This is a genomic window from Nocardioides renjunii (assembly GCF_034661175.1).
GTDB classification, from domain to species: Bacteria; Actinomycetota; Actinomycetes; order Propionibacteriales; family Nocardioidaceae; genus Nocardioides; species Nocardioides renjunii.
Map to the genome: position 1 here is coordinate 75223 of NZ_CP141058.1, position 26486 is coordinate 101708.

Genomic DNA, 26486 nt, shown 5'->3' on the forward strand with positions numbered 1-26486 from the left:
CGTACTCGCCCCGGGACGCCGCAGCCACACCCCGGCGGGTGCCCAGCCGGACGCGGCGCGGCAGCAGACTGGTGGCGTGGAGGAGCCGACCGAGGACGAGAAGTGGCTGGTGGTCGACGGCCGGCGCTGGCGGCGCACGGATCCCTCGATCCCCGACGACGATCTGGCCCGGCTCAAGTCGCACCTCGGGCGCGGACGCTCAGGGGTCCGCACGGCCGCTGACGACGCGGAGCTGGCGGCCACCCGGCACCGCACCCAGCTGGCCAAGGTCGGCCTCGGCGAGCGCGGCACCGCCTGGTGGGAGCAGAGCGACGCCGAGCGCCGCGAGCGCTGGGAGTCCGCGCTGGCCGAGCTGGACGCCCTCGACGAGTGATCACGGGCGGCGGGGATACTCGCCGGGTGACCCCCCAAGCCCCCCAGCCCGGCGCCGAGAACCTCGCCGAGCCGCTGCGGTCGCGCTTCAGCGTGAGCGTGTACGACGACTCCCACCGGCTGACCCCGGAGGAGGTCGAGACCCTGCTGCGCGCCGCCCAGTGGGCGCCGAGCGCGGGCAACAGCCAGCCGTGGCTGTTCTTCGTGTGCGTGCCCGGCACGGCCAACCACGACCGGCTCGTCGCCGCGCTCAGCCGGGGCAACTCAGGCTGGGTGCCGCGGGCCTCGGTGGTCTTCGTGACGGCGGCCCACGTCCGCACCGGCGCCGAGCCGGACGCCCCGGCCTACAGCGACTACGCCCTGCACGACGTCGGCCAGGCCGCGGCCCACCTCACCCTCCAGGCACGCGCGATGGGGCTGCACGCCCACCAGTTCGCCGGCTTCGACCACGACGCGCTCGCCGACGCGCTCGGCGTACCCCCCACCCACCGGCTGCTCACCGGCATCGCCGTCGGCGTGCAGGGCGACCCCGCCGACGTCGACGAGCGCACCGCGGCGCGCGACCACCGCGACCGGGTGCGGCGCCCGCTGGGTGAGTGGGCCTTCCGCGGCCGCTTCGGCGAGCTGCCGATCCCGGACGGACTGGCAGACTCGGCGTCATGACTACTCTCTCCGACTTCTCGGCGGTCGCCATCGACGGGACTGACGCGGACCTCTCGCAGTACGCCGGCAAGGTCGTGCTGGTGGTCAACACCGCCTCGCAGTGCGGGTTCACCGGGCAGTACAAGGGGCTCCAGCAGCTCTGCGACACCTACGCGGAGCGCGGCCTGGTGGTCCTCGGCTTCCCGTGCGACCAGTTCGGCGGCCAGGAGCCCGGCGACGAGGCGGAGATCTCGGACTTCTGCGAGCGCAACTTCGGGGTCACCTTCCCGCTCTTCGCCAAGGTCGAGGTCAACGGCTCGGGCCAGCACCCCCTGTTCGGCTGGCTGAAGGACTCCAAGGGCGGCATGCTCGGCAGCAAGATCAAGTGGAACTTCACCAAGTTCCTCGTCGGTCGCGACGGGCAGGTCATCGAGCGCTACGCGCCGACGACGGAGCCGGAGAAGCTGGCCGACGACATCGAGAAGGCGCTCGGGGCGGGGCAGTGACCCGGGCCGGAGCCGTCGCCGCTGCGGTCCTGGCCGCGGTCGCGGGCCTGGTTGCTCCTGCGACGGCGAGCGCCGTCGAGACCCGTGTCGAGACCCGCGCCGGGGTCGACGCCCCGGCCACCCGGCGGGCCGACACGGTGGTCGGCTCCGGCACCCCCGCCTCCTGCACCTCGCGGGCCGTGGTCCGCGCCGTCGCGAAGGGCGGCGTGGTCGCCTTCGACTGCGGACCCCAGCCGGTCACGATCGCGATGAAGAAGACCGCGAAGGTGGTCAACACCTCCGCAAAGGTCGTGCTCGACGGCGGCGGCCTGGTCACCCTGAGCGGCCAGGGCCAGCGCCGCATCCTCTACATGAACACCTGCGACCGCGCGCAGGTGTGGACGACGTCGCACTGCAACGACCAGGCCGAGCCCCGGCTGGTGGTCAGGCGGATGCGCTTCGTCGACGGCGACGCGACCGGTGAGACCACCGACGGCGGGGGCGGCGGCGCGATCTTCGTCCGCGGCGGCCGGCTGCGCATCGTCGACTCGCAGTTCGCCGGCAACCGCTGCGACCCCACCGGCCCCGACCTCGGCGGCGGCGCCGTCCGGGTGCTCGACCAGCACCGCGACCGCCCCGTCGTCGTACGCCGCTCGAGCTTCACCGGCGGCCGGTGCAGCAACGGCTCCGCGCTGAGCAGCATCGGCGTCTCGTGGCGCGTCGTGTCCTCGACGTTCTCCGACAACCGCGCCGTCGGACGCGGGGCCAACCCGGCGCGACCCGGGACGCCCGGCGGCGGGTCGGGCGGTGCCATCTACCTCGACGGCGACGCCATCCACCTCACGGTCGAGGACTCCACGATCACCGGCAACCACGCCCGCGAGGGCGGCGGCGCGATCTTCTTCGTCTCCAACGACCGCACCGGCACCCTGACGGTGCGCGGCTCGATGCTGACCGACAACCCGAGCGAGGGCTTCGAGACGATCCCGGGGATCTTCTTCCTCGGCGCGAGCCGGACGATCACCGACTCGGTCGTGCGCTAGCGCCCCTGCCCAGGCAGGGTGGGTGCGTCCGGGCCGACCCGCTCGGCGAGCCACTGCGCGACCTGCGCCTCGGTGGGGGCGAGGCCGTCGCTGATGACGTGCGGTGCGACCCGGGAGAAGTAGTCGGTCACCATCCCGTCGGACTCGCGCACCAGCATCCCGGCCGCCTCGCCGTCGACGATCCACGACCCGAGCACCACGCGGTTGCCCTCGAAGCTCGGCAGGTCGGTGTACTGCTGGTAGACGAAGCCCTCGGCGCCGTAGTCGCCGGGCATCACCACGTCCTCGAGCATGTCGTCGAGGTGGATCCGGATGTTGTCGCCCTCGCGGCCGTGGAGCGGCTTGGCCACCCAGCGCTCGAGCTCGCGCGGCTCGTCGAAGTACGCCGGCAGCAGCAGGCGGTGGCGCGGGTAGAGCTCCCAGAGCACCGGCAGCAGCGCCTTGGTGCTGAGCAGCACCTTCCAGGCCGGCTCGATCCACTTCGTCGGGATCCGCTCGGCCCGGTCCACGATGAAGCGGCCGAACGGCTCGGCCAGCATCTGCTCCCAGGCGTAGAGCTTGAAGGCGGTGCGGACCGGGTCGTCGTGGACGTCGCGGTACTCGCGCGCGTCGGGGTTCCAGCCGACCTCCGCCATCGGGTGCGCGAGCGCGATCCACCCGGCCTGGACCGCGGTGTCCATGAGGTAGCCGACGGTCATCTCCATCTCGCCGCCGTCGTAGCTGTCCTCCTCGCCGAGGTCGTAGAGCAGGTGCAGCTGCTGGCCCGGGAAGTGGCCCGAGCGGCGCAGCTTGCGCCAGCCGGCGACGAGGCGGTCGTGGACGGAGTTCCACTGGTCCATCTCCGGCATCACGTCCTCCATCCAGCGCCACTGGATGACGCCGGTCTCCACGAGGCCGGTGGGGGTGTCGCCGTTGATCTCGAGCATCTTGACCGAGCCGTCAGCGCCGTAGGCGAGGTCGAAGCGCGCGTAGAGCGCGGGATCACCGTCGGCGATGGAGCGTCGCACCACGTCGAGCGTGCCGGCGGGCAGGCCGAGGCGCTGGTCGGTCATCGTCGTGGCCATGTGCGAGACGGCCTGGAGGCACATCTCCCACAGCTCCTCGGTGGCGGCCTCGAGGAGCTCGACCTCCTCCATCGTCAGCTCGTACCACGCCTCCTCGTTCCAGTAGGGCAGCTCCGAGCCGTCGGGCCGGGGCGTGGTCGGGAAGACCAGGCCCTGCTCGACGACGGTGGTGCGCCAGTCCGGGCGGGGGCGGGAGCGGTGCCGCCACATCAGGCGGCCCTCCGCACGCGGGACGTCATGGCGGGGGACCACATGGCGGGGGACCCGCTCACGCGATGCTGGCGCAGACGATGGCGCCGACCGACAGCGCGACGGACGCGGCGACGTAGGCCAGCGGACGGACCGGGCCGGGCTCGGTGACGATCCGGCGCAGGTTGCCCGGCGTGATCGCCTCGACGGCGAAGAACATCACCGTGTTGAGCACGATGCCCAGGACCGCGAAGGACACCGTCCAGCCCAGCGCCCACCCGAGCGAGGTCTCGCCATTGGTCCAGATCGCGGTGAAGATGACCAGCGCGTTGGAGACCAGCCAGGCAGACGTGACGACGCCCGCCGAGCGGGAGTGGGCGTGCACCGACTCGACACCGTTCTCGTCGACCCCGCGCAGGTGGGTGCCGAGGTGGCCGGGGGTGGCCAGGTCGAGCACGTAGTAGGCGACGACGAGCATCGCGCCGCCCACGAGGGCGTACGCGACGGCGTGCAGCAGGGCGGTGATCAGGTCGGACACGGGTTCTCCTGGTGGGCGGTGGTGGCCGGAGGGCGTACGTCGGGCGTGCGGGGCGTCGGGGTGGCTGGGCGGCGGCGGGTCAGCCGCCGAAGCCGCGGCTGCTGCCGCCGAACCCGCCCTTGGTGGTGCTGGACCTCACGGTCGAGCCGCCGGTCGTCGGGAGGCCGCCGCGCTGCACGGTCCCGTTGAGGGTGCTGCCGCGGAAGGTGCCGCCCGTCGCGGTCTGGCCGATCGACGGGACGAGCGCGCGGGCGCCGAGGTAGTACCAGAAGAAGCCGGTGCCGGCCCCGTTGTAGTCCCGGTCGTCGTCGCACTGGTCGTCGTCGACGCGCTCCTGGGTCTCCGGGTCGACGCACACCGCGGCGTAGTCGGCGCTGGAGGAGGAGCACCCGGTCAGGTTCGACGCCATCACCGCCGTGATCCCGAGCGCGACGCTCGTGGACCTCATGCGGCGGCGTACGGGCCGGCGTGCTGCGGTGGTCATCGTGGTCCTCCGGAAGGGTCCATGGGGTCGTTCTTGCGGGCGAACATGGCGAGCATCTCCTCGGCGACGTCGGTGCGTGCCGCGTCGGCGGCGTCGTAGGCCGCGAGCTGCTGCTCGAGCCACTCGCGGCCGTGCTGGGACTCCAGCGAGGCGAGGGTGAGGTGCTCGAGGCGGTCGATGCGCTCGTGCACGTCCTCGAGCACGGTCGCCACCGCGAGCGACTCCTTGTCGTGCACCAGGTTGGCGATGACGTGGCCGATGGCGATCGGCACGAAGACGAGCATCGACACGATGAGGACGGCGCCGACCGCGCGGCCCGCCGTGGTCGCGGGGTAGAAGTCGCCGTAGCCGACGGTCGAGCCGGTCACGATGCCCCACCACAGCCCCTCGACCGGGCCCTTGTCCTCGAGCGCGGAGTAGGTGAGCGAGCAGCCGACCCAGATCGCGAGGACCAGCACGACCAGCAGGTGCGGCGCGTTGACCAGCGCCCGCAGGGGTCGGGTGACGAAGCCCACGCGTCGCGCGACGACGGCGTCCGCCTCGTCGACGTCTGTCTCTGCCACGGCACCCTCCGTTCGCTTCCGGGCCGGACTACGGGTTCCCCGGAGGGAGCGTCGGCACACGTGCCGACTCCGAGCCTACTGACCGGCCGTGCGCGACGTGACTTGTGCGTAACCCCGCCGGAGGGGGAGGGTCTGGGGCATGGCAGCAACCGCATCGTCGTACTCGATCACCATGCGGTTGTACACCGCTCCCGACCACAGCGTCGTCGGCGCCGTCGCGACGACCATCGCGCGCAACGGCGGGGTGGTGACCGCGATCGACGTCGCCGACTCGCGCCACGACCGCCTGACCGTCGACGTGACCTGCTCCGCGGCGGACGCCACGCACAGCCAGGAGCTCGTCGCCTCGGTCGCCGAGGTGGAGGGCGTGACCGTCCACAAGGTCAGCGACCGGACGTTCCTGCTGCACCTCGGCGGCAAGATCGAGGTCACCTCCAAGGTGCCGCTGCGCACCCGTGACGACCTCTCGATGGCCTACACGCCGGGCGTCGGCCGGGTGTCCATGGCGATCCACGACAACCCCGAGGACGTCCGCAAGCTCACCATCAAGGGCAACTCCGTCGCCGTCGTCACCGACGGCTCGGCGGTGCTCGGCCTCGGCAACATCGGCCCGGGCGCCGCGATGCCGGTGATGGAGGGCAAGGCCGCGCTGTTCAAGCGCTTCGCCGACATCGACGCGTGGCCCATCTGCCTGGCCAGCCAGGACACCGACGAGATCGTCCGGGCGGTCGAGATGATCGCCCCGGGCTTCGGCGGCATCAACCTCGAGGACATCGCCGCGCCCCGTTGCTTCGAGATCGAGGCCCGGCTGCGCGAGTCGCTCGACATCCCGGTCTTCCACGACGACCAGCACGGCACCGCGATCGTGGTGCTGGCGGCCCTCACCAACGCGCTGCGCTGCGTCGACAAGCAGCTGACCGACGTGCGGATCGTGGTCTCGGGCGCCGGTGCCGCTGGTACGGCGATCGTGACGCTGCTGCTCGCCGCGGGCGCCCAGGACGTCGTGGTCGTCGACCGCGAGGGGGCGCTGGCCGAGGGCGACGGGTCGCTGTCCGCCGCCCACACCGAGCTGGCCTCCGCCACCAACCCGCGCCGCGCCACCGGCTCGCTGCAGGACGTGCTCGTCGGTGCCGACGTCTTCGTCGGCGTCTCCGCACCGGGCATCCTCGACCCCGAGTGGCTGCCGACGATGGCGGACAAGCCGGTGGTCTTCGCCCTGGCCAACCCCGACCCGGAGATCGACCCGGCCGAGGCCGACAAGTACGCCGCCGTCGTGGCCTCGGGGCGCTCGGACTACCCCAACCAGATCAACAACGTCCTCGCCTTCCCCGGCGTCTTCCGCGGCCTGCTCGACGCCGGCGCCGACGAGGTGACGATCGACATGCTGCTCCGCGCGGCCCAGGCCATCGCCGACACGGTGAAGCCCGAGGAGCTGCACCCGTCCTTCATCATCCCCAGCGTCTTCCACCCCGACGTGACCAAGCGGGTGGCGTCGGCGATCAGCGGCCGGGAGGGCTGAGGGCTCTCTGCTGAGGGCGCTTGCTGCTGAGCGACGTCATGGGCGGCGGTCGCCCGGGCCGCCGCCCGCCTTGACGTCGTACCGGGACGTCATGGGTGCTGGTCGCCGGGGCAGCCCTCCGCCATGACGTCCCCGCGGATCGCCGCAAGCGTGGTGGCTGGTCCGGGAGAGCCGCTGGGGCCGAACTCCTCGAGGCGTTTGCGAGCTTGTGGGGGTGTGTACGCCCCCAGAAGTTCGGGTTTCCCCGCATATGCGGGGAAACCGCAGCCGGTCGCCCGAGCCGCCCGCCGCCATGACGTCCGCGCGTCTCAGCCCGCCGTGTCGCTCCGTACCTTCCGGGGCCACCAGAACGTCTCGCCGAGGGTCAGCGCGAGCGCCGGGACGAGCACGGTGCGGACCACGAGGGTGTCGAGCAGCACGCCGACGAAGATGATCGCGCCGAGCTGGGCGAGCACGACGAGCGGCAGCACGCCGAGCACCGCGAAGACCGCCGCGAGCAGGATGCCGGCGCTGGTGATCACCCCGCCGGTGGCGGTCAGGGCGCGCAGCATGCCGGTGCGGGTGCCGTGCTCGGCCGCCTCCTCGCGGGCCCGGGTGACGAGGAAGATGTTGTAGTCGACGCCCAGCGCGACGAGGAACAGGAACGCCAGCAGCGGCACGCCGGTGTCCATCGCCTCGAAGCCGAACACCGTCTGGAACAGCCACCACGACGCGCCCATGCTCGCGGCGTACGTCCCGACGACGGTGGCGACCAGGAGCAGCGGCGCCACGATCGAGCGGAGCAGCAGCAGGAGCGCACCCAGCACCAGCAGCAGGATGAGCGGGAGGATCGTGAGCCGGTCGCTCGCGGCGTAGTCCTTGGCGTCGAGGGCCTCCGCGTCACCGCCGCCGACGTGGGTGTCGGTGAAGTCGGCCACGGCCGCGCGGACGTCCACGACGACGTCCTGCGCGGAGTCGCTGCCGGGCGCCGCGTCGGGTACGGCGTCGATGCGGGCGATGCCGTCGCCGCTGGTCGTCACGCGGGCGGAGTCGACGCCGTCGACGCCCTCGACAACGCCGAGCACCTGCTCGGGGTCGTCCCGGGTGACCACCTGGACCGGGTCGCTGGTGCCGGCGGGGAAGGACTCGCCGAGCCGCTCGGCCGCCGAGATGGCCTCGGGGCGCTGCAGGAACTGGTCGGCCGGGTCGAGGCCGGTCGTGATGGACGTCGTGCCGACGGCCAGCAGTGCCAGCCCGGCGACGGTGCCGACGACGAAGGTGCGCGGACGTCGTGCCACGGCGTCGCCCACCCGGCGCCACACGCCGCGCGAGTCGACGAGGACGGCGTCGCCGACGTGGGGCACGCGCGGCCAGAACACCCAGCGCCCGAAGAGCACGAGGGCGGCAGGCAGCACGACCAGGGCGAAGGTCGCCGCCACGACGATGCCGACCGCGCAGGCGGCGCCGAGCCCGCGGGTCGTCGGGATGGCCGAGAGGAGGAGCGTCAGCACGCCGAGCACGACCGTCGTGGCGCTCGAGAGGACCGCCTCGGTGGTGCGGGTGAGGGCGTGCGCCATCGCGACGTGGCGGGACTCGGTGGTCTTCAGCTCGTCGCGGTAGCGCGAGATGAGCAGCAGGGCGTAGTCGGTGCCCGCGCCGAACACCAGGACGCTGAGGATCCCGACCGTCGACTCGTCCCAGGCGAGGCCGGTCAGCTCCAGCACGTTGGTGGCGGCGATCGCGGCGAAGCGGTCGGCCACGGCGACGACGGTCAACGGCACCAGCCACAGCACCGGGCTGCGGTAGGTGATGATCAGCAGGATCGCCACCACGGCCGCCGTGGCGCCGAGCAGCCGGATGTCGGCACCGTCGAAGACCTGGCCGATGTCGGCCTGGATCCCGGCCGGCCCGGTGACCTCCACCGTGACACCCTCGGGCGCGTCGTCGCGCAGCTGCTCACGCAGCTCCTCGACCCGGTCGATGTTGTCGGTGGCCGAGGACGACGTGACCGGCACCGCGACGAAGGCGGCGGTGCCGTCCTCGGCGACGACGAGGGGGGACTGCTGGCCTGCGCCACCCTGCTGCCCGCCCGGTGCCTCGCCCTGGCCGCCGCCCTCGGGCGCGCCCTGGCCGCCGCCGGCCTCCGACAGCAGCCGGACCGCCTGCTGGGTCAGGTCTCCCTGCGCGCCCTGGTCGAGCTCACCGGAGTCGGCGGTCCAGAGCACGATGGCGACCTGGCCCTCGTCGTCCGGCAGCTGCTCGGCGAGCTCGACCGCCAGCGTGCTGTCGGCGCCGGCCGGCAGCGTGTCGGTGGCCGTGGTCTCGCGCTCGCCCTCGGGCACGAAGAGGATCGCGGCGATGGCCAGGAACAGCGGGACGAGGGCCACGACCCACGCCGTACGACGCCCCGCGATGACGCGGGCGGGAGCAGGGGACTGGTGACCGGGCACGAGAGGTCCTTACGATCAGGTGGTTCACGAGGTAGATTGCTAAGTAAGTTAGCGATCTTCCTGCGGACTCGCAAGCCCTGACGCATCGCCCGAGGAGGACCAGCCGTGACCGCACCCCAGGAGCCCCGCCCCGGCTGGGACGAGTCCGGTGCGCTCACCGCCCTGCGCGACCTGGTCAGCACGGGCGCCCGGGTCAACCACGTGGTCGCCCGGCGGGCCGGCATCACCGACACGGAGCTGGTGACGCTCGAGCACCTGAGCCGCGAGCAGATCGGGCCGGCCGAGGTCGCCCGCCGGCTCGAGGTGTCCACGGCCGCGGCGACCGGCATCGTGGACCGCCTGGTCTCGCGCGGGCACGTCGAGCGGCGCCCGCACGCCGCGGACCGCCGGCGCACGGAGCTGGTGCTGACCGACTCCGGCCGGCGCGAGGTGGTCTCCCACCTGCTGCCGATGTTCGTCTCCCTCGACCGGCTCGACCGGGGGTTCACCGACGAGGAGCGCGCGGTCGTCGAGCGCTACCTGCGGGGAGCCGTCAAGGCGTTCGAGCAGGTGCTGGAGGGCTGACCCGACCGGTCAGTCCTCCTGGCCGGCCTTGCGGTGCGCGACGAGCGCGGCGCCGACGATGCCGGCCCGGTTCTGCAGGGTGGCCGGCACCATCTCGGTGTCGACCTGGATGAGGTGGCCGAACTTCTCCCACGACTTGCTCACCCCACCGCCGACCACGAACAGGTCGGGGGTGAAGAGGCGCTCGAGGTGGCGGAAGTAGGTGGTGAGCCGCACGGACCAGTCCTGCCAGGACAGCCCCTCGCGCTCGCGGGCGCTCGTCGCGGCGCGGACCTCCGCGACCTCCCCGTCGATCTCGAGGTGGCCCATCTCGGAGTTGGGCACGAGCTGGCCGTCCCAGATCAGCGCGGAGCCGATGCCGGTGCCGAGCGTGATGACCATGACCAGGCCCTTGCGGCCCTTCGCGGCGCCGTACTCCGCCTCGGCCAGACCGGCGGCGTCCGCGTCGTTGACGACGTGGACCTCGCGGCCGAGGGCCTCGGTGAAGATCGCGTCGGCGTCCTCGCCGATCCAGGACTTGTCGATGTTGGCGGCCGACATCACCACGCCGCGGCGCACGATGCCCGGCACCGTCACCCCGACCGGGGTCGTCGCCGCCTCGAAGTTGCCGATGATCTGGCCGAACACCCCGGCCACGGCCTGCGGGGTGGCCGGCTTGGGCGTGTCGATGCGGACCCGGCCGTGTGCGAAGTCGCCGATCGCGAGGTCGACGGGCGCGCCCTTGATGCCGGTGCCGCCGAAGTCGATGCCGAAGGGGTGCTCCATGGCGCACAACCTATCGGCAGCCCAGCGCAGGTGTGACGGGGGCGACACGCCGGTGAGATCCGGCACCTGACCGAGAGAGCCTCCGTGTCGACCGACGCGGCCCGGTGCGGGTCAGCCGACGACCTCACGCCGGTCGTCCGGCAGCCGTCGGGTGCGGCCGGCGCGGTCGAGGTGCTCGAGCAGCGGCAGGACGACGCGGCGCGTGGTGCCCAGCCGCTCGCGTGCCGCGCTGGTGGTGAACGGCTGGTCGAGCGTCCCCAGCAGGTGCACCGCCCGGTCGGGGGCGTCCGGCAGCAGCACGATCCCGCTGCCGAGGCGCCGCAGGAGCCCGGCCCGCTCCGCCGCGCCGAGGACCCGCTCGTCGAGGCCGAGCTCGCGCAACCGGTCGGCGGTCGGCGCCGCGAACGCCGCGGACGCCAGGTCGCGTCGTACGGCGTCGACGCCGCGCTGCACGGCCTCGGGCAGGCCGCCGCCACCCGGGGCGACCACCCGCCCGTCGGTGATGCGCAGCGGCGCCCGCACCACCGCGCGGACGAGCTCGGGCGAGGGCAGCCGCAGCCGCGTGGCGAGCACGGCCAGCGGGACGCCGGGGTCGAGCGGGTGGGCGCGGGCGTGCTCCTCCACCAGCGACGGCACCCGCTCGGCGAGGGCCCGCGCCAGCGCGGGGGAGACCAGCCAGGGGCCGACCTCGAGCTGGCCGGCGTCCTCGCGGGCGATCCCCAGGCGACGCAGCCGGTCGGCGTGCACCAGCCCACGGCGCTCGAGCTCGCCGGCCAGCCCGGGCGAGCCGGTGGCCAGCTGCCGCGCGCGTCGTACGGCGGCCCCACGGCGCCGCAGCCGCGGCGGGTCGGGGTCCAGCACGTCGGCGCCCCACAGCAGCCGGCGGCCCGGGTCGCGCAGCACCGCCCGGTCGCCGACGCGGAGCGGCAGCGCGCGGTCGAGGGTGAGCCGCACGAAGGAGTCGCCGAGCGGGCGGCAGTGGGTCGTCACGTCGGCCGCTCCCACGTGCAGCATCGGGGCGGTGGGCGGCTCGCCGAAGCCGGTCAGGCGTACGTCGACCACGCGGGTGTGGTGCCAGGCGTCGGGCGTGACGAGCGCGCTGCCGCGCTCGAGCGCGTCGGTGCGGCCGGAGACGTTGAGGGCGACGCGGGCGACCCCGCTGACCTCGGCCCGGTCGCGGCCCAGCGCTTGCACGCCGCGGACCCGCAGCACCTCCTCGCCCACGGCCAGGGAGTCGCCGGGCCGGACCGTGCCGGCGGGCAGGGTGCCGGTGACCACGGTGCCGCTGCCGCGGACCGCGAACCGGCGGTCGACCCACAGCCGCACGTCGGAGGCCGGGTCGGGTGCGGGCAGCGCGGCCACCATCGCCGCGAGCGCGGAGCGGAGGTCGTCGAGGCCCTGGCCGGTGCGGGCGCTCACCGGCAGGACCGGCGCGCCCGCGAGCCCGGTCCGCGCGACCTCGGCGGACGCCCGCGCGAGCGCCGCGGTGGGGTCGGCGAGGTCGGAGCGGGTGACCGCCACGACGGCGTGCCGCACGCCCAGCGCGTCGAGCGCCGCGAGGTGCTCGGCCGCCTGCGGCATCCACGGGTCGTCCGCCGCGACGACGAGCAGCGCCGCCGGCACCGGGCCCACGCCCGCGAGCATGGTGGTGAGGAAGCGCTCGTGGCCGGGCACGTCGACGAAGGCCACCTCGCCGACGTCGGCCCACTCGGTCCAGCAGTAGCCCAGCTCGATCGTGAGGCCGCGGCGCCGCTCCTCGTCGAGGCGGTCGGGGTGGGTCCCGGTGAGCGCCTCGACCAGGGTGGACTTCCCGTGGTCGACGTGGCCGGCGGTGGCGACGACGTGCATCAGACCGGCTCGCCGGCCACGCGTCGCACGGCGTCGGCGAGGTCGTCGTCCTCCTCGGGCGGGACGGCGAGCAGGTCGAGGAGCAGCCGGCCGCGCTCGACCCGGCCCACCACGGGCGGCTCGCCGGTGCGCAGCGGCAGCGCGAGCTCCTCGGGGAGCGCGACCGCGACGCTGGGCAGCACCACGTCGGGGGCACCGCCGCCACCGACGGCGGCGCGGGTGTCGACGACCGCCGCTCCCAGCCCGGCAGGGAGCCCGGCCACGACCGCCTCCGCACGCTGCCGCAGGACCGCCACGTCCCGCGCCAGCGCGGCCGGGACGGGCGGCACCGGTCCGGCCAGCGTCGCCTCCAGCGCGGCGAGGGTCAGCTTGTCCACCCGCAGCGCGCGGGCGAACGGGTCGCGCCGGAGTCGCTCCACGAGGTCGGCGCGGCCCAGCAGCAGTCCGGCCTGCGGCCCGCCCAGGAGCTTGTCGCCCGAGGCGGTGACGAGGTCGGCGCCGGCCCGCAGCGCGGTGGCGGCGTCCGGCTCGTCGGGCAGGCGGGGGTGCGGCGCGAGCAGGCCGGAGCCGATGTCGGCGACCACGGTCGCCCCGAGGGTCGCCAGCTCGCGCACGTCCACCGACGAGGTGAAGCCCCGGACGGTGAAGTTGGACGGGTGCACTTTGAGCACGAACGCGGTGTCGTCGTCGACCGCGGCGGCGTAGTCGGCCAGGCGCACCCGGTTGGTGGTCCCGACCTCGCGCAGCCGGGCCCCGACGGACTCCATCAGCTCGGGGATCCGGAAGCCGTCGCCGATCTCGACCAGCTCGCCGCGCGCGATGACGACGCTGCCGCCGTCGCGGCACAGGACGCGGGTGACCAGCGCCAGTGCGGCCGCGCCGTTGTTGACCACGTGCACGCCACCGGCCGCCGGGACCCGGGCGGCCAGCGCCGCGAGAGCGCCGCGCCCCCGTCGCCCGCGCCGGCCGGTCGCCAGGTCGAGCTCGACGTCGGTGGGGCCGGCGGCCGTGCGCACCGCCTCGACCGCCGCCGCGGAGAGCGGTGCCCGGCCGAGGTTGGTGTGGACCAGGACGCCCGTCGCGTTGAGCACCCGGCGCATCGACGCGGCACCGGCCGGGAGGGACGCCACGGCCGCGTCGGCCACGTCGTCGGGAGCGACCTCACCGGCGCGGCACCGGTCCTGGGCGGCCACGACCGCGGCCTTGACGAGGTCGGGCCCGAGCCGGTCGGCCGCCTCGCGCAGCCGCGGATCGGCGAGGAGCAGGTCGGTGCGCGGAACGGCCCGTCTCGGATCCGCCACACACCCTCCCGTGCTCACGACTGGCGGAGGCGGACGGGAATCGAACCCGCCTGGCCCAGGTGCTGGGCCACAACGGTTTTGAGGACCGCGTCCGTCACCAGACGAGAACCGCCTCCACGCCCACCCTAACCATGGGGAGCCGAACGCGATGTCCGATGCCCGCCGGAACCCGGTGGCCGTTGCGCCCACGATGAGGGGCATGGACACCGAGCACGACCACACGCACCTGAGCCCCCGTCCCCTCGTCCTCGTCACCGGCGCCAACCGCGGTCTGGGTCGCGCCGTGGCGACCGCCCTGGCCCAGCGTGGGTATGGCGTGCTGGTCGCCGCCCGTCGGTCGCGCGACGCCGAGGACGCCTGCCGCGACCTCCGGGCGGCCGGTCACTGGGCCGACCCCGTCGTCCTCGACGTGACGTCGCAGGACAGCGTCACCGAGGCCGCGGAGGAGGTACGCCGCAGCCACGGGCGCCTCGACGTCCTCGTCAACAACGCCGGCATCCTGCCGGAGGCGACCGCGCCGGACGCGGCGCAGCCCATGGACGCGGACCTGTTCCGACACACGTTCGACGTGAACCTGTTCGGCGCCGTGCGCACGACGCAGGCGTTCCTGCCGCTGCTCCGCGTGTCGGCCGACGCCCGCATCGTCAACGTGTCGAGCAGGATGGGATCGCTCACGGACCAGGGCGATCCTCGATCGCCGTACCACTCGATGGTGCTGCCGGCCTACCAGACGTCGAAGGCCGCCCTGAACGGGGTCACCGTCGCGATGGCCAAGGCGCTGAGGGGCGACGGGATCCGCGTCAGCTCGGTGTGCCCCGGCTGGGTCCGCACCGACCTCGGCGGAGCGGCCAACAGGGCAGCCGCACCCACGTCCGCGGCAGAAGCCGCCGAGGTGGTCGCCGACGTCGTGACCGGCGACCTCGAGACGGGCGGGTTCCACGACGCCTCCGGGACGATCGCCTGGTAGCCGCCCACGCCCCAGCCGACACTGCGGCGTCGTACCGTGGCTCGCATGAACGCCACGGTCCGACTCACCCAGTACGCCGCGGGCGGCGGCTGCGCCTGCAAGGTCCCGCCCGGCGAGCTCGAGCGGGTCCTGGGCGGCCTGACCGGCGGCCGCGCGACCGGGCCCGTGCCGGACGCCGGCGAGCGGGAGGGCGATCTCGTCGTCGGCGTCGAGCACGGTGACGACGCCGCGGCCGTGCGCATCCACCCGGCTGCGGACGGCACGGGCCGGGTCGTCATCCTCACCACCGACTTCTTCACGCCGGTCGTCGACCACCCCTACGACTGGGGCAGGATCGCCGCGACCAACGCGCTGTCCGACGTCTACGCGATGGGTGGCACGCCGGTGGTCGCGGTCAACCTGCTCGGCTGGCCGCGTGACCGATTGCCGTTCGAGCTCGCCGCCGAGGTGATGCGGGGCGGCGCGGAGGCGTGCGCGGCGGCCGGCACCCACCTCGCCGGCGGTCACAGCATCGACGACCCGGAGCCGAAGTACGGCCTGGCGGTCACCGGCCTGGGCGACCCCGACAGGCTGCTCCGCAACGACGCGGCGCGTCCCGGGCTGCCGCTCACCCTCACCAAGCCGCTCGGGCTCGGTGTGCTCAACAACCGGCACAAGGCGACGGGAGAGCGCTTCGAGGAGGCGGTCGCCGTGATGAGCGCGCTCAACCGCGAGGCGTCGGAGCAGGCGCTCGCCGCCGGCGTCCGGGCCGCGACGGACGTGACCGGGTTCGGGCTGCTCGGCCACCTGATGAAGATGATGCGGGCCAGCGGCACCTCCGCCGTGGTGGACGCCGCGGCGGTTCCCTACGTCGCGGGGGCGCGTGAGTCGCTCGCCGAGGGCTTCGTGCCGGGCGGCAGCCGGCGCAACCTCGACTGGGTCCGCGAGCACCTCGACGCCTCCGTCGACGAGGACGAGCTGGTGCTCCTCGCCGACGCCCAGACGTCGGGCGGGCTCCTGGTGGTCGGGGAGCTCCCGGGTCATCCGGTGATCGGCGAGGTCGTGCCGGCGCGCGACGCGCTGCTCACGGTCCGCTGACCCACCCCGGGGGGCGGTGCACGGGGTCGCCGGCAGTCGTAGGGTCGGCCGCAGGCACCGGACGACGGTCCACCAGGAGGCTCGGGTGACGACGGAGAAGGCAGGACGCACCAAGCGGTCGCTGCTGCCGTGGCCGGTCCTGCGCCAGCTCGCCGACGGCGACATCCTCGGCCGCGGCCGCTCGGTGCGCTCGAAGCGCACCGACGAGGTGGTGCCGCGCACCACGAGCGCCGACCGGGTGGCGCACAGCGTGTGTCCCTACTGCGCCGTGGGCTGTGCCCAGAAGGTCTTCGTCAAGGACGAGAAGGTCGTCCAGATCGAGGGCAACCCCGACAGCCCGGTCAACCGCGGGCGGCTGTGCCCCAAGGGCTCGGCGAGCAAGAACCTCGTCACCAGCGACCTGCGGCAGACGACGGTCCGCTACCGGGCGCCGTACGCCACGGAGTGGCAGGACCTCGAGCTCCACACGGCGATGGAGATGGTCGCCGACCGCGTGCTGAGGTCGCGCAAGGACAGCTGGCAGGACATCGACGAGCACGGCCGCAAGGTCCGGCGCACGATGGGCATCGCCAGCCTCGGCGGCGCCACGCTGGACAACGAGGAGAACTACCTCATCAAGAAGCTCTTCACGGCGATGGGCGCCATCCAGATCGAGAACCAGGCGCGCATTTGACACTCCGCCACCGTCCCCGGTCTGGGGACCAGCTTCGGACGCGGCGGCGCCACCGGGTTCCAGCAGGACCTGGCGGAGGCTGACTGCATCGTCATCCAGGGCTCCAACATGGCCGAGGCCCACCCGGTGGGCTTCCAGTGGGTCATGGAGGCCAAGAAGCGCGGCGCGCGGATTATCCACGTCGACCCGCGGTTCACCCGGACCAGCGCCGTGGCGCACCAGCACGTCCCGATCCGGGTCGGCAGCGACATCGCGTTCCTCGGCGGGATCATCAACCACGTCCTGCAGAACGAGCTCGACTTCCGCGAGTACGTCGTCAGCTACACCAACGCGGCCAACATCGTCAGCGACGCGTTCGAGGACGTCGACGACCTCGACGGGCTGTTCTCCGGGTTCGACGCCGAGTCGCGCACCTACGACCCGACGAGCTGGCAGTTCGCGCAGGAGGACGAGGACGGCGAGCTGGGCCCGGCCCAGGCCGACGACGCCGGGGACACCGCAGAGCAGCGCAACACCGCCGCCGGCATGCAGAACGAGTCGCACGGCATGCAGGTCGGCAGCCACCCGCCCCGCGACGAGACGCTGCAGCACCCGATGTGCGTCTTCCAGGTGCTGAAGCGTCACTACGCCCGCTACACCCCCGAGGTCGTCGAGCAGATCTGCGGCGTCTCGCAGGAGGACTTCCTCGAGGTGTGCCGGGCCTGGACGGAGAACTCCGGCCGCGAGCGGACCACCGCGCTCGTCTACAGCGTCGGCTGGACGCAGCACAGCGTCGGCGTGCAGTACATCCGGGCGGGTGCGATCCTCCAGCTGCTCCTGGGCAACATGGGCCGCCCCGGCGGTGGGATCATGGCGCTCCGCGGCCACGCCAGCATCCAGGGCTCCACCGACATCCCGACGCTCTTCAACATCCTCCCCGGCTACCTGCCCATGCCGAACGCGGAGAGCCACCAGACGCTCACCGACTGGATCGACAGCGTCCGCAACCCCGGCAGCAAGGGCTTCTGGTCCAACGCGGGCGCCTACGGCGTCAACCTGCTCAAGGCCTACTGGGGGGACGCGGCGACGCCCGAGAACGACTTCTGCTTCGACTACGTCCCCAAGATCACCGGCGACCACGGCACCTACCGGACGGTGCTCGACATGATCGACGGCAAGGTGCAGGGCTACTTCCTCCTCGGGCAGAACCCGGCCGTCGGCTCGGCCCACGGCCGCGCGCAGCGACTCGGCATGGCCAACCTCGACTGGGTGGTGGTCCGCGACCTCTTCGAGATCGAGAGCGCGACGTTCTGGAAGGACTCGCCGGAGGTCGCCACCGGCGAGATCGTGCCGGAGGAGTGCCGCACCGAGGTGTTCCTCTTCCCCGCCGCCTCCCACGTGGAGAAGGAGGGCACCTTCACGCAGACCCAGCGGATGCTGCAGTGGCGGGAGAAGGCCGTCGAGCCGCCGGGCGACGCCCGCTCGGAGCTGTGGTTCTTCTACCACCTCGGCCGGATGATGCGGGAGCGGCTGGCGGAGTCCACCGACGAGCGCGACCGACCGCTGCTGGACCTCAACTGGGACTACCCCGTGCACGGCGAGGAGGCCTCGTCCGGCTGGGGCGAGCCCAGCGCCGAGGCCGTCCTCAAGGAGATCAACGGCTACGAGATCGCCACCGGTCGGCCGCTGTCGGGCTTCGCGGAGATGAAGGACGACGGCTCCACCATGGGTGGCTGCTGGATCTACAGCGGCGTCTACGCCGACGGCGTCAACCAGGCCGCGCGCCGCACGTCGCGCCACGACCAGTCCTACGTCGCCCCGGAGTGGGGCTGGGCCTGGCCGATGAACCGGCGGCTGCTCTACAACCGCGCCTCGGCCGACCCCGAGGGCAGGCCGTGGAGCGAGCGCAAGGCCTATGTCTGGTGGGACGAGGAGAACGGCGAGTGGACCGGCAAGGACGTGCCGGACTTCGAGAAGAAGAAGCCGCCGTCCTACCGCGCCCCGGAGGGATCCGACGGCGTCGCGGCCATCGAGGGCATCGACCCGTTCATCATGCAGGGCGACGGGAAGGGTGCGCTCTACGCGCCGCAGGGACTGATCGACGGGCCGATGCCCACCCACTACGAGCCGGTCGAGTCGCCGTTCCGCAACCTCCTCCACGGCCAGCAGGGCAACCCGACGCGCAAGGAGTACCGCCGCGCCGACAACCCGCTGAACCCGGACCCCCGGGAGCCGGGGGCGGCCGAGGTCTTCCCCTACGTCTTCACCACCAGCAGGCTCACCGAGCACCACACGGCCGGTGCGATGAGCCGCTACGTCCAGCACCTCGCCGAGCTGCAGCCGGAGATGTTCATCGAGGTGTCCCCGGAGCTGGCCCGCGAGCGCGGGCTCGAGCACATGGGCTGGTGCCACGTGGTGACGGCCCGTTCGGCGGTCGAGGGCCGGGTCATGGTCACCGAGCGGCTGCGGCCGCTGCGCGTGGAGGACCGGACCGTGCACCAGGTGTGGCTGCCCTACCACTGGGGTCAGGGCGGCCTGGTCAGCGGCGACTCGGCCAACGACCTGTTCGGCATCTCGCTCGACCCCAACGTGCTGATCCAGGAGAGCAAGGTCGGCACCTGCGACGTCCGTCCCGGACGTCGTCCCACCGGTCCCGAGCTGCGCGAGTACGTCGAGGGGTACGCCCGCCGGGCGGGCGTCCTCGACATCGGCGGCAACGTCGTGGTCACCGCCTCCGCCGACGCCCAGGAGCGGTCGGCGGCCGCCCAGGACGGCGAGGACCAGCACTCACCGCAGCAGCAGGAGGACCAGTGACCGGCCCCAACAGCCTCTTCGGCCCACTCGACCCCGCACCGGACGCCGGCTACGTCGACGCGCCGAAGCGCAAGGGCTTCTTCACCGACACCAGCGTGTGCATCGGCTGCAAGGCCTGCGAGGTCGCCTGCAAGGAGTGGAACGACGTCCCGGAGAACCTCTACGAGATGCTCGGGACGAGCTACGACAACAGCCACTCGCTCAACGCCAACCAGTGGCGGCACGTGGCGTTCATCGAGCAGCCCGCGGGCCGCCCGCAGCGCCCCGCCCGCGAGCAGGTCGACCTCGGCATGCCGACGGTCGGCGCCGCCCCGACCGGGGTGGCGGAGGAGGAGAAGCCGGACTTCCGCTGGCTGATGTCGTCGGACGTCTGCAAGCACTGCACCCACGCCGCCTGCCTGGACGTGTGCCCGACCGGCTCGCTGTTCCGCTCGGAGTTCGGCACCGTCGTGGTGCAGGACGACATCTGCAACGGCTGCGGCTACTGCGTGGCGGCCTGCCCCTACGGCGTGATCGACCGGCGCAGGGGACCGGAGGGGGACCCCAAGGTCGGGATCGCCCAGAAGTGCACCCTCTGCTACGACCGACTCACCGACGACCAGCGGCCGGCGTGCGCCCAGGCGTGCCCGACGGAGTCCATCCAGTACGGCGACGTGGAGGAGCTGCGGGAGCGGGCGAGCGCGCGGGTCGCGACGCTGCACGAGCAGGGCGTCATGGACGCGCGCCTCTACGGCAACGACCCCGACGACGGCGTCGGCGGCACGGGGGCGATGTTCCTGCTGCTCGACGAGCCGGAGGTCTACGGGCTCCCGCCGGACCCGGTCGTCACCACCAAGGACCTGCCCGCCATGTACAAGAAGGCCGGGATGGCCGCGGTCGCGATGATCGGCGGCGCCGCGCTGTCGTTCTTGGGGCGACGGCGATGACGCGGCCGACGTCCGAGCCGACGGTCGAGGTCACCCACGGTGGCAGCCCGGGGCGGGAGCGCGACCACCGGCGCGGGAAGCGTCGCGGACGCGGTGGCGGCGCGGAGCAGTCGATGGTGCCCGACGCCGACTTCACGTCCTACTACGGTCGACCGATCGTCAAGGCGGCTCCGTGGGAGCACGACATCGCCTACTACCTCTTCACCGGCGGCGTCGCGGCCGGCAGCTCGCTGCTCGCAGCCGGCGCGGACCTCACGGGCCGCCCGGGCCTGCGTCGCGTGGCCCGGCTCGGCTCGCTCGGCGGCCTGCTGGCCAGCATCGGCTTCCTCGTCCACGACCTGGGCCGGCCGAGCCGCTTCCTCAACATGCTGCGGGTCGCCAAGCTGACCTCCCCGATGTCGGTCGGCACCTGGATCCTCTCGATCCACGGGCCGTTCGCCGCGCTGGCGTCGGCGGCCGAGCTGGCCGGGATGCTGCCGAGCCGGTGGCAGGGCGGACCGGTCCGCCTGCTGCTGGCCGCCGGCCGACCGGCCGGCCTGGCGGGCGCGCTCACCGCGCCCCCGGTCGCGGCGTACACCGCGGTGCTGCTGGCCGACACCGCGACGCCGGCGTGGCACGCGGCCCACGAGGACCTGCCCTTCGTCTTCTGCGGGTCGGCCGCGGCGGCGTCGGGCGGCCTGGGCCTCCTCGGGTCGCCGCTCGCCGAGGCCGGACCGGCGCGCGCCTTCGCCGTCGGCGGCGCCCTCGTCGAGCTCGCGGCCGAGCGCCGGATGGAGCGGGCGATGGGCCTGTCGGCCGAGACCCTCCACCACGGGGTCGCCGGCCGCTGGGTCCGCGCCAGCATCACCCTGACCGTCGCCGGCGCCGTCGGCGCCGTGGCGGGCCGGCGCAGCCGCGCGCTGTCGGCCGTGTCGGGGGCGGCGCTGATGGCCGGCTCGCTGTGCACGCGGATGGGGGTCTTCGAGGCGGGCATCGCCTCGGCGCGCGACCCGAAGTACACCGTCGTACCCCAGCGTGAGCGGCTCGAGCGCGGGGAACCGGTGCGGCACCACGAGTGATCCCCTGGGGGAGAGCCGAGGGGACGGGCGAAGGAGACGACATGGCACACACCCACACGGCAGGGACCGGCGTGTCGGAGCCCTCCGCGCGCACGGGCAACCGCTGGCTGCTCGTCGCCGGCGCGCTGCTGCTGCAGCTGGCCATCGGCGGCGTCTACGCCTGGTCGGTGATCGGCGGGGCGCTCGGTGAGGCGGACTCCTGGCAGCTGGGGAAGGTGCAGGCGGCACTGCCCTTCACCGTCAGCGTCGGGATGATCTTCATCGGCAGCTTCCTCGGCGGCCGGATCCAGGACGACCACGGACCGCGGCTGGTCGCCCTCGCCGGCGGCACGATCTACGCCGGCGGGATCCTGCTCGCCTCCCTGGCCAACACCTCCGACGACTACTGGCTGCTCATCGTCGGCTACGGCGTGGTCAGCGGGTTCGGCCTCGGCTTCGCCTACATCGTGCCGATCGCCATGCTGCAGAAGTGGTTCCCCGACAAGAAGGGCCTCATCACCGGCCTCGCCGTCGGCGGGTTCGGCTTCGGCGCGGTGATCACCGCGCCCGTCGCGCAGTGGCTCATCGACCGCGACCCGCAGGACCCGACCAGCGCGTTCCTGCCACTGGGGCTGGCCTACCTCGTGATGGCGCTGGCCGGGGCGTCGGTCTTCCGCAACCCGCCCGAGGGCTACACCGTCCCGGGCCACGAGCCACCGGCCGCGACCGCGACCGGCGACGGCAGTGGGGACTACAGCACCAGCGAGGCGCTGCGCACGCCCCAGTGGTACCTCCTGACCGCCATCCTCACCCTCAGCGTCAGCGCCGGCATCTCGCTGATCTCGCAGGCCAAGGCCAGCGCCACGGACATCGCGGGCTTCAGCGTGACGGGCGCGGCCGCGGTGGTCGGCGTGCTCGCGATCTTCAACGGCGCCGGCCGCATCGTGTGGGCCGGCATCTCCGACCGGATCGGCCGGATGCGCACCTTCGCCGCGATCCTCGTCCTGCAGGGTGTGTGCCTCATCGCGCTGCCGCACGCCGGGAGCGCGCTGCTGTTCACCGTCCTGGCCGCGATCATCTACCTCTGCTACGGCGGCGCCTTCGGCACGATGCCCGCGACCGCGGGCGACTACTTCGGCCTCCGTGACGCCGGCGCCATCTACGGGCTGATGCTCATCGGGTGGAGCCTCGGCGGCATCCTCGGACCGGTCGTCGCGTCCGCCCTGATCGGCGAGGACAAGGCCTACACGGTGGCCTACACGACGGTGGGCGTCATCGCGCTGGCGTCGGTGGCGCTCACCTTCGTGACCAAGGTGCCCGCCGGACGCCGGGTGGGCGACGCGGGCCACGCGTAGGGCCCCGGCACACCGCTGGGGCCCGGCACGACGGGCTAGGCAGCGCGCCTGGCGTGCGCCGCCTCGACGGCCTCGCGGAAGGCGCGCACGACGTAGGCCGGCACCGGCATGCCCTGCCCGCGTGCCCACAGCAGCTCGCGCTCGACCCGGGCGATCGACTCGGTGAAGGCGTCGACGTCGCGGTCGATCCCGAGGGTGATCATCACCTCGCCGAAGTCGGCGCGCTGGGCGTCGTCGTTGACCCCGACCGGGCCGTAGCTCAGCGCGCGCAGGCGCCGCACCAGCCAGCGCTGCCACCCGGCCAGCTCGGTGGCCAGGCCCTGCGCGGACATCTTGTAGAACGCGTAGTGGCCGGGCTCCTGGCGCCGGATCGGCGCGATGACGGTGTCGGCGACCGCGTGCTCGCCCAGCTCGCGCACGCCGTCGTGCAGCAGGTTGTAGGCCAGGACCGCCGACCGCTCGGTGGACATGCCGGTCAGGTAGTAGAGCATCCGGCTCACGTCCTGCACCGCCTCGAGCCGGCCGAGCGCGCCCAGGACGCGCAGCTTCGCCGACACGTGGTCGCGCTCCGGCGCCGCCGGAGGCCGGCCGATGCGCACCTGCAGCTCGTCGAGGATCTGCCCGTGCCGCACCTCCTGGGGCTGCCACACGTCGGCGTAGAAGTGGCGGTCCACCTCCGGCGGGTCGGGCAGCAGGGTCAGCAGCTCGAGCACGTTGCGGTCGACCTCCAGCTCGACGCGCGCCATGTAGTCCAGGACGTGGCCGAAGCGCCGGGACAGGCCGGCCGGGTCGCGGACGGTGAAGTCGACGCTCGCCAGGTCGATCGGCGGGTGCTGGTCGCCGAGGCGCTCGACGTGCTCGGCCAGCCGCTGCGCGGGCGTCGTACGACGGGCGGACGGGCGCGCGGACAGGCTCGCGGACGGGCCGTCGCTGGGAGGGCGGAGGACGGTCACGGCGGTGTTCGGCACGGACGCCCGCACGGATGGTTCATGCGATGGGCTGTGCATGGGCCCTAGTCTCTCCTCGTGAGTGGAGTCGCGTGGGGCACGCCGAGCGCGCGGGGCATCGTGGCGGCCGCGACCCTCGGGTCCGGGCTCACCCTGCTGGACGGCACCGTCGTCAACGTCGCGCTGCGCTCGATGGGCGAGGACCTCGACGCCTCCCTGGAGCAGCTGCAGTGGATCACCAACGGCTACTTCCTCTCCCTCGCCTCGCTGATCCTGCTGGGCGGGGCGCTCGGCGACCGGCTCGGGCGCCGGCGGGTGTTCGTCATCGGCACGGTCTGGTTCGCGCTCGCCTCGCTGCTGTGCGGCATCGCCCCCACCGCGGAGGTGCTGATCATCGCGCGGGTGCTGCAGGGCGTCGGAGGCGCGCTGCTGACGCCCGGGAGCCTCGCGATGATCCAGGGCGCCTTCCGGGCCGAGGACCGCAGCCGCGCCATCGGCGCGTGGTCCGGCCTCGGCGGGATCGCCGCGGCCCTGGGCCCCCTGGTCGGCGGGCTGCTCATCGACCACGCGTCGTGGCGCTGGATCTTCCTCATCAACCTCCCCCTCGCGGCCCTGACCGTCTGGCTCGCGCAGACGTGGGTGCCCGAGACGCGCGACCCCCGCGCGCAGGGACGCTTCGACGTCACGGGCGCGGCGCTGGCGTCGCTCTCGCTGGCCGGCGTCACCTGGGCGCTCACCGACGCCGGCGGTCCCATGACGTGGTGGGCGGCCGCGGTCGGCCTGCTCGCGGCGGTGGCGTTCGTGGTCGTGGAGCGCCGGACGCGGGGACCGATGGTGCCGCTCGGGCTGTTCGGGGACCGCACCTTCAGCGCGGCCAACCTGATGACGCTGCTGGTCTACGCAGCGCTCGGCGCGATCCTGTTCTTCCTCGTGCTGCAGCTGCAGACCGTCGGGGGCTACAACGCCCTCGAGGCCGGCCTCGCGACCCTGCCGATCACCGCCTGCATGCTGCTGCTCGCCGCCCGCGGGGGCGCCCTCGCCGAGCGGATCGGCCCGCGGATCCCGATGACGTTCGGCCCGCTGGTGATGGCCGCCGGGACGCTCCTGCTCCTGTCCGTCGGCCCCGACGTGGTGTGGTGGCGCGACGTGGCGCCCGGCCTCACGGTGTTCGGCCTGGGCCTGGCGCTGATGGTCGCGCCGCTCACGGCCACGGTGCTGGCGGCGGCGCCCGACGAGGTGGCCGGCATCGCCAGCGGCATCAACAACGCCGTCGCGCGCGCCGGCTCCCTGCTCGCGGTCGCCGCGCTGCCGACGGCCGTCGGGCTCGCCGGTGACGACTACCGCGACGCGGCGCAGCTCGACCCGGCGTACGGCACGGCGATGGTGGCCTGCGCGGCGCTGCTCGCCATCGGCGGGGTGATCTCCTGGTTCGCGATCCCGCACCGGGTGCGACCGCTGCCCGCTTCGGAGACTGCCTAGGCTCGTCGCATGCGCGTACGACGCCGAGCCGGGCGGGCCGGGCGGGCCGGGCGGGCCGGGGTGGCAGCTGCTGCCCTGACCCTGCTGCTCGGCGCGTGCAGCGGGACCGGCGCCTCCGACGGGTCGGCCGGGTCCGACGGGTCCGACGGGTCGGACCCCGGCTCGGCGTCGGGGTCGGCGTCGGGCTCGGCGTCCCCGTCCCCGACGGGCGAGGCGACCGCGACCTCCTCGACGCCCGTGGTGCCCGTGGCCGACCCCGAGCACGCGGTCGACCCGCCGGGCGAGCGCGAGGGCCGGCTGTGGAGCGCCGACGTCCTGGTCCAGTGGGACAAGCCCCTCGACGACGCGCTCGTGAGGCGGATCAACCGGCTCCGGGGCGTGGCCCGCACCGAGCGCATCGGCCTCGGGCAGGTGAGCCTGGAGAACCGGGTGCTCACGGTGGCCGCGGTGGACCCCGGCGACTACCGTCACTTCACCCGCGCCGAGGTCGCCGACCTCCAGGAGGCGTGGGACCGCGTCGCCGGTGGCGAGATGGCGATCGACGAGTCGGTGGCCAAGCGGCTCGCCGACCGCGACGGGATGATCCGGCTGGGCACCGACGCCGACGCGCCCCGCCTGCACGTGGGCGCGTACACGCCGCAGATCCCCACCATCGACATGGTGGTCAACACCGCGTGGGCCGAGGACATCGAGATGGCCTCCGGCAACGGCCTGCTGATCTCCACCGACGGCGCCGCGCCGGCCACCATCCGGACGCCCCTGCAGCGGCTCGTGGGCAAGGACGCGTCGGTGCAGATGCTCGACGTGGCGTCGCGCATCGGGCTCGACCCCGACGCCCGGCTGACGGCGGTCCCGACCGGCGACACCCTCGGCAGCCTGGTCGGCACCTACCGCTACCGCGTGCTCGGCGGCGGTCGGATCGCGCCGGAGGAGTCGTGGGTGGCGGCCAACATCCGCACCGAGGCGGTGCCGATCCTCGGCACCGTGACCTGCCACAGGGACCTGTTCCCGCAGCTGCGCGCGGCGCTGCTCGAGGTGCAGCAGCGCGGGCTCGCCGACGAGATCGACCCCGGCCAGTACGCCGGCTGCTTCTACCCCCGCTTCATCGCCGACACCACGACGCTCTCCAACCACGCCTTCGGCCTCGCCCTCGACCTCAACGTGTCGGGCAACCAGCGCGGCTCCGTCGGCGAGATCGACCGCGACGTGGTGGCGATCTTCAAGACCTGGGGCTTCGCGTGGGGCGGCGACTGGCGCTGGACCGACCCCATGCACTTCGAGCTGAGCGAGGTCCGGGCCGTCCGCTGAGGCGGTGCTTCGCACCCGAGTTGCGTACTTCGAGGTGGAGATCTCCACCTGCAAGCCCGGTGGTCCCCGGATATCCGGTGACTCCAGCCACCCGCCAGCCGCCCGCCAGCCGCCCTCC

Annotated in this window: 23 protein-coding genes and 1 tRNA gene; 14 read left to right on the top strand and 10 right to left on the bottom strand. The window is 73.6% G+C overall.

Annotated features, from left to right (window positions below):
* Window positions 1-76 precede the first annotated feature (76 nt).
* Genes SHK17_RS00295 through SHK17_RS00310 form a run of 4 tightly spaced genes read left to right on the top strand, consistent with a single transcriptional unit; the run spans window position 77 to window position 2542 of the window.
* Window positions 77-373, top strand: coding sequence for a hypothetical protein (locus SHK17_RS00295; protein WP_322920687.1), 297 nt, complete (start codon window positions 77-79; stop codon window positions 371-373).
* Window positions 374-399: 26 nt separating this feature from the next.
* Window positions 400-1035 (top strand): nitroreductase family protein, encoded by a 636-nt coding sequence (locus SHK17_RS00300; RefSeq protein ID WP_322920688.1) that lies wholly within the window; start codon window positions 400-402, stop codon window positions 1033-1035.
* Window positions 1032-1520 carry a glutathione peroxidase gene (locus SHK17_RS00305; protein ID WP_172268445.1) on the top strand — a complete coding sequence of 163 codons (489 nt, stop codon included), beginning with the start codon at window positions 1032-1034 and terminating at the stop codon, window positions 1518-1520. The genes SHK17_RS00300 and SHK17_RS00305 overlap by 4 nt, the downstream gene beginning before the upstream one ends.
* Window positions 1517-2542, top strand: a complete 1026-nt coding sequence (locus tag SHK17_RS00310) for a hypothetical protein (RefSeq protein WP_322920689.1) — start codon at window positions 1517-1519, stop codon at window positions 2540-2542. Before SHK17_RS00305 ends, SHK17_RS00310 begins: the two co-directional genes overlap by 4 nt.
* On the opposite strand, the gene SHK17_RS00315 is transcribed toward SHK17_RS00310, so the two are convergent.
* From SHK17_RS00315 to SHK17_RS00330, 4 genes are all read right to left on the bottom strand, one after another.
* The gene (locus SHK17_RS00315; RefSeq protein WP_322423716.1) at window positions 2539-3816 is read right to left on the bottom strand and encodes a glutathionylspermidine synthase family protein; all 1278 of its coding nucleotides are present in this window, start codon (window positions 3814-3816) and stop codon (window positions 2539-2541) included. The genes SHK17_RS00310 and SHK17_RS00315 overlap by 4 nt on opposite strands.
* Before the next feature lie 58 nt (window positions 3817-3874).
* Window positions 3875-4333 carry a DUF350 domain-containing protein gene (locus tag SHK17_RS00320; RefSeq protein WP_172268454.1) on the bottom strand — a complete coding sequence of 153 codons (459 nt, stop codon included), beginning with the start codon at window positions 4331-4333 and terminating at the stop codon, window positions 3875-3877.
* Between the two features lie 79 nt (window positions 4334-4412).
* The gene (locus SHK17_RS00325) at window positions 4413-4817 is read right to left on the bottom strand and encodes a hypothetical protein (protein WP_253943033.1); all 405 of its coding nucleotides are present in this window, start codon (window positions 4815-4817) and stop codon (window positions 4413-4415) included.
* On the bottom strand, window positions 4814-5380 hold the full coding sequence (locus SHK17_RS00330; protein WP_322920690.1) for a potassium channel family protein: 567 nt from the start codon (window positions 5378-5380) through the stop codon (window positions 4814-4816). Before SHK17_RS00330 ends, SHK17_RS00325 begins: the two co-directional genes overlap by 4 nt.
* Window positions 5381-5519: 139 nt before the next feature.
* Here SHK17_RS00330 and SHK17_RS00335 point away from each other — a divergent pair, with 139 nt between their 5' ends.
* On the top strand, window positions 5520-6899 hold the full coding sequence (locus tag SHK17_RS00335) for an NAD-dependent malic enzyme (protein ID WP_322423719.1): 1380 nt from the start codon (window positions 5520-5522) through the stop codon (window positions 6897-6899).
* Between the two features lie 308 nt (window positions 6900-7207).
* On the opposite strand, the gene SHK17_RS00340 is transcribed toward SHK17_RS00335, so the two are convergent.
* Window positions 7208-9328: an MMPL family transporter gene (locus SHK17_RS00340; protein WP_322920691.1), complete on the bottom strand. Its 2121-nt coding sequence runs from the start codon at window positions 9326-9328 to the stop codon at window positions 7208-7210.
* Window positions 9329-9433: 105 nt separating this feature from the next.
* On the opposite strand from SHK17_RS00340, the gene SHK17_RS00345 reads away from it, so the two are divergent.
* Complete coding sequence (locus tag SHK17_RS00345; RefSeq protein WP_322920692.1) at window positions 9434-9892, top strand: MarR family winged helix-turn-helix transcriptional regulator; 459 nt, start codon at window positions 9434-9436, stop codon at window positions 9890-9892.
* A gap of 9 nt (window positions 9893-9901) precedes the next feature.
* Here the strand turns inward: SHK17_RS00345 and ppgK are convergent, their stop codons facing one another.
* From ppgK to SHK17_RS00365, 4 genes are all read right to left on the bottom strand, one after another.
* A complete protein-coding gene (gene ppgK / locus SHK17_RS00350; RefSeq protein WP_322920693.1) occupies window positions 9902-10657 on the bottom strand; it encodes a polyphosphate--glucose phosphotransferase in 756 nt (251 codons plus the stop codon).
* Between the two features lie 111 nt (window positions 10658-10768).
* On the bottom strand, window positions 10769-12505 hold the full coding sequence (gene selB / locus SHK17_RS00355) for a selenocysteine-specific translation elongation factor (protein WP_322920694.1): 1737 nt from the start codon (window positions 12503-12505) through the stop codon (window positions 10769-10771).
* Window positions 12505-13806 (bottom strand): L-seryl-tRNA(Sec) selenium transferase, encoded by a 1302-nt coding sequence (gene selA / locus SHK17_RS00360; RefSeq protein WP_322920696.1) that lies wholly within the window; start codon window positions 13804-13806, stop codon window positions 12505-12507. The genes selB and selA overlap by 1 nt, the downstream gene beginning before the upstream one ends.
* A 21-nt stretch (window positions 13807-13827) precedes the next feature.
* Window positions 13828-13922 (bottom strand) — tRNA-Sec (locus tag SHK17_RS00365).
* Between the two features lie 83 nt (window positions 13923-14005).
* On the opposite strand from SHK17_RS00365, the gene SHK17_RS00370 reads away from it, so the two are divergent.
* The 6 genes from SHK17_RS00370 to SHK17_RS00395 all read left to right on the top strand — a co-directional run bounded on the left by SHK17_RS00370 (window position 14006) and on the right by SHK17_RS00395 (window position 22634).
* Window positions 14006-14773: an SDR family NAD(P)-dependent oxidoreductase gene (locus SHK17_RS00370; protein WP_322920698.1), complete on the top strand. Its 768-nt coding sequence runs from the start codon at window positions 14006-14008 to the stop codon at window positions 14771-14773.
* Window positions 14774-14809: 36 nt separating this feature from the next.
* The gene (gene selD, locus SHK17_RS00375; protein ID WP_322920700.1) at window positions 14810-15850 is read left to right on the top strand and encodes a selenide, water dikinase SelD; all 1041 of its coding nucleotides are present in this window, start codon (window positions 14810-14812) and stop codon (window positions 15848-15850) included.
* An 85-nt stretch (window positions 15851-15935) separates the two neighbouring features.
* Window positions 15936-19316, top strand: coding sequence for a formate dehydrogenase (gene fdh, locus SHK17_RS00380; protein WP_322920702.1), 3381 nt, complete (start codon window positions 15936-15938; stop codon window positions 19314-19316).
* Complete coding sequence (locus SHK17_RS00385) at window positions 19313-20242, top strand: 4Fe-4S dicluster domain-containing protein (RefSeq protein ID WP_322920704.1); 930 nt, start codon at window positions 19313-19315, stop codon at window positions 20240-20242. The genes fdh and SHK17_RS00385 overlap by 4 nt, the downstream gene beginning before the upstream one ends.
* Window positions 20239-21300, top strand: coding sequence for an NrfD/PsrC family molybdoenzyme membrane anchor subunit (nrfD, locus tag SHK17_RS00390; protein ID WP_322423729.1), 1062 nt, complete (start codon window positions 20239-20241; stop codon window positions 21298-21300). The genes SHK17_RS00385 and nrfD overlap by 4 nt, the downstream gene beginning before the upstream one ends.
* 41 nt (window positions 21301-21341) lie before the next feature.
* Complete coding sequence (locus tag SHK17_RS00395) at window positions 21342-22634, top strand: L-lactate MFS transporter (protein ID WP_322920705.1); 1293 nt, start codon at window positions 21342-21344, stop codon at window positions 22632-22634.
* Between the two features lie 35 nt (window positions 22635-22669).
* Here the strand turns inward: SHK17_RS00395 and SHK17_RS00400 are convergent, their stop codons facing one another.
* Window positions 22670-23602 carry a GTP-binding protein LepA gene (locus tag SHK17_RS00400; protein ID WP_322920706.1) on the bottom strand — a complete coding sequence of 311 codons (933 nt, stop codon included), beginning with the start codon at window positions 23600-23602 and terminating at the stop codon, window positions 22670-22672.
* Between the two features lie 57 nt (window positions 23603-23659).
* Here SHK17_RS00400 and SHK17_RS00405 point away from each other — a divergent pair, with 57 nt between their 5' ends.
* Together SHK17_RS00405 and SHK17_RS00410 are read left to right on the top strand one after the other, a co-directional pair.
* Window positions 23660-25060 (top strand): MFS transporter, encoded by a 1401-nt coding sequence (locus tag SHK17_RS00405; protein ID WP_322920707.1) that lies wholly within the window; start codon window positions 23660-23662, stop codon window positions 25058-25060.
* A 9-nt stretch (window positions 25061-25069) separates the two neighbouring features.
* Complete coding sequence (locus SHK17_RS00410) at window positions 25070-26368, top strand: M15 family metallopeptidase (protein ID WP_322920709.1); 1299 nt, start codon at window positions 25070-25072, stop codon at window positions 26366-26368.
* The last annotated feature ends 118 nt before the right edge of the window (window positions 26369-26486 follow it).

Coding starts and splice junctions, on each gene's coding strand:
- SHK17_RS00305 (WP_172268445.1), top strand. CDS start 1,032: ATGACTACTCTCTCCGACTTCTCGGCGGTCGCCATCGACGGGACTGAC.
- SHK17_RS00315 (WP_322423716.1), bottom strand. CDS start 3,816: ATGTGGCGGCACCGCTCCCGCCCCCGCCCGGACTGGCGCACCACCGTC.
- SHK17_RS00325 (WP_253943033.1), bottom strand. CDS start 4,817: ATGACCACCGCAGCACGCCGGCCCGTACGCCGCCGCATGAGGTCCACG.
- SHK17_RS00335 (WP_322423719.1), top strand. CDS start 5,520: ATGGCAGCAACCGCATCGTCGTACTCGATCACCATGCGGTTGTACACC.
- ppgK (WP_322920693.1), bottom strand. CDS start 10,657: ATGGAGCACCCCTTCGGCATCGACTTCGGCGGCACCGGCATCAAGGGC.
- selB (WP_322920694.1), bottom strand. CDS start 12,505: ATGCACGTCGTCGCCACCGCCGGCCACGTCGACCACGGGAAGTCCACC.
- SHK17_RS00370 (WP_322920698.1), top strand. CDS start 14,006: ATGGACACCGAGCACGACCACACGCACCTGAGCCCCCGTCCCCTCGTC.
- nrfD (WP_322423729.1), top strand. CDS start 20,239: ATGACGCGGCCGACGTCCGAGCCGACGGTCGAGGTCACCCACGGTGGC.
- SHK17_RS00395 (WP_322920705.1), top strand. CDS start 21,342: ATGGCACACACCCACACGGCAGGGACCGGCGTGTCGGAGCCCTCCGCG.
- SHK17_RS00410 (WP_322920709.1), top strand. CDS start 25,070: ATGCGCGTACGACGCCGAGCCGGGCGGGCCGGGCGGGCCGGGCGGGCC.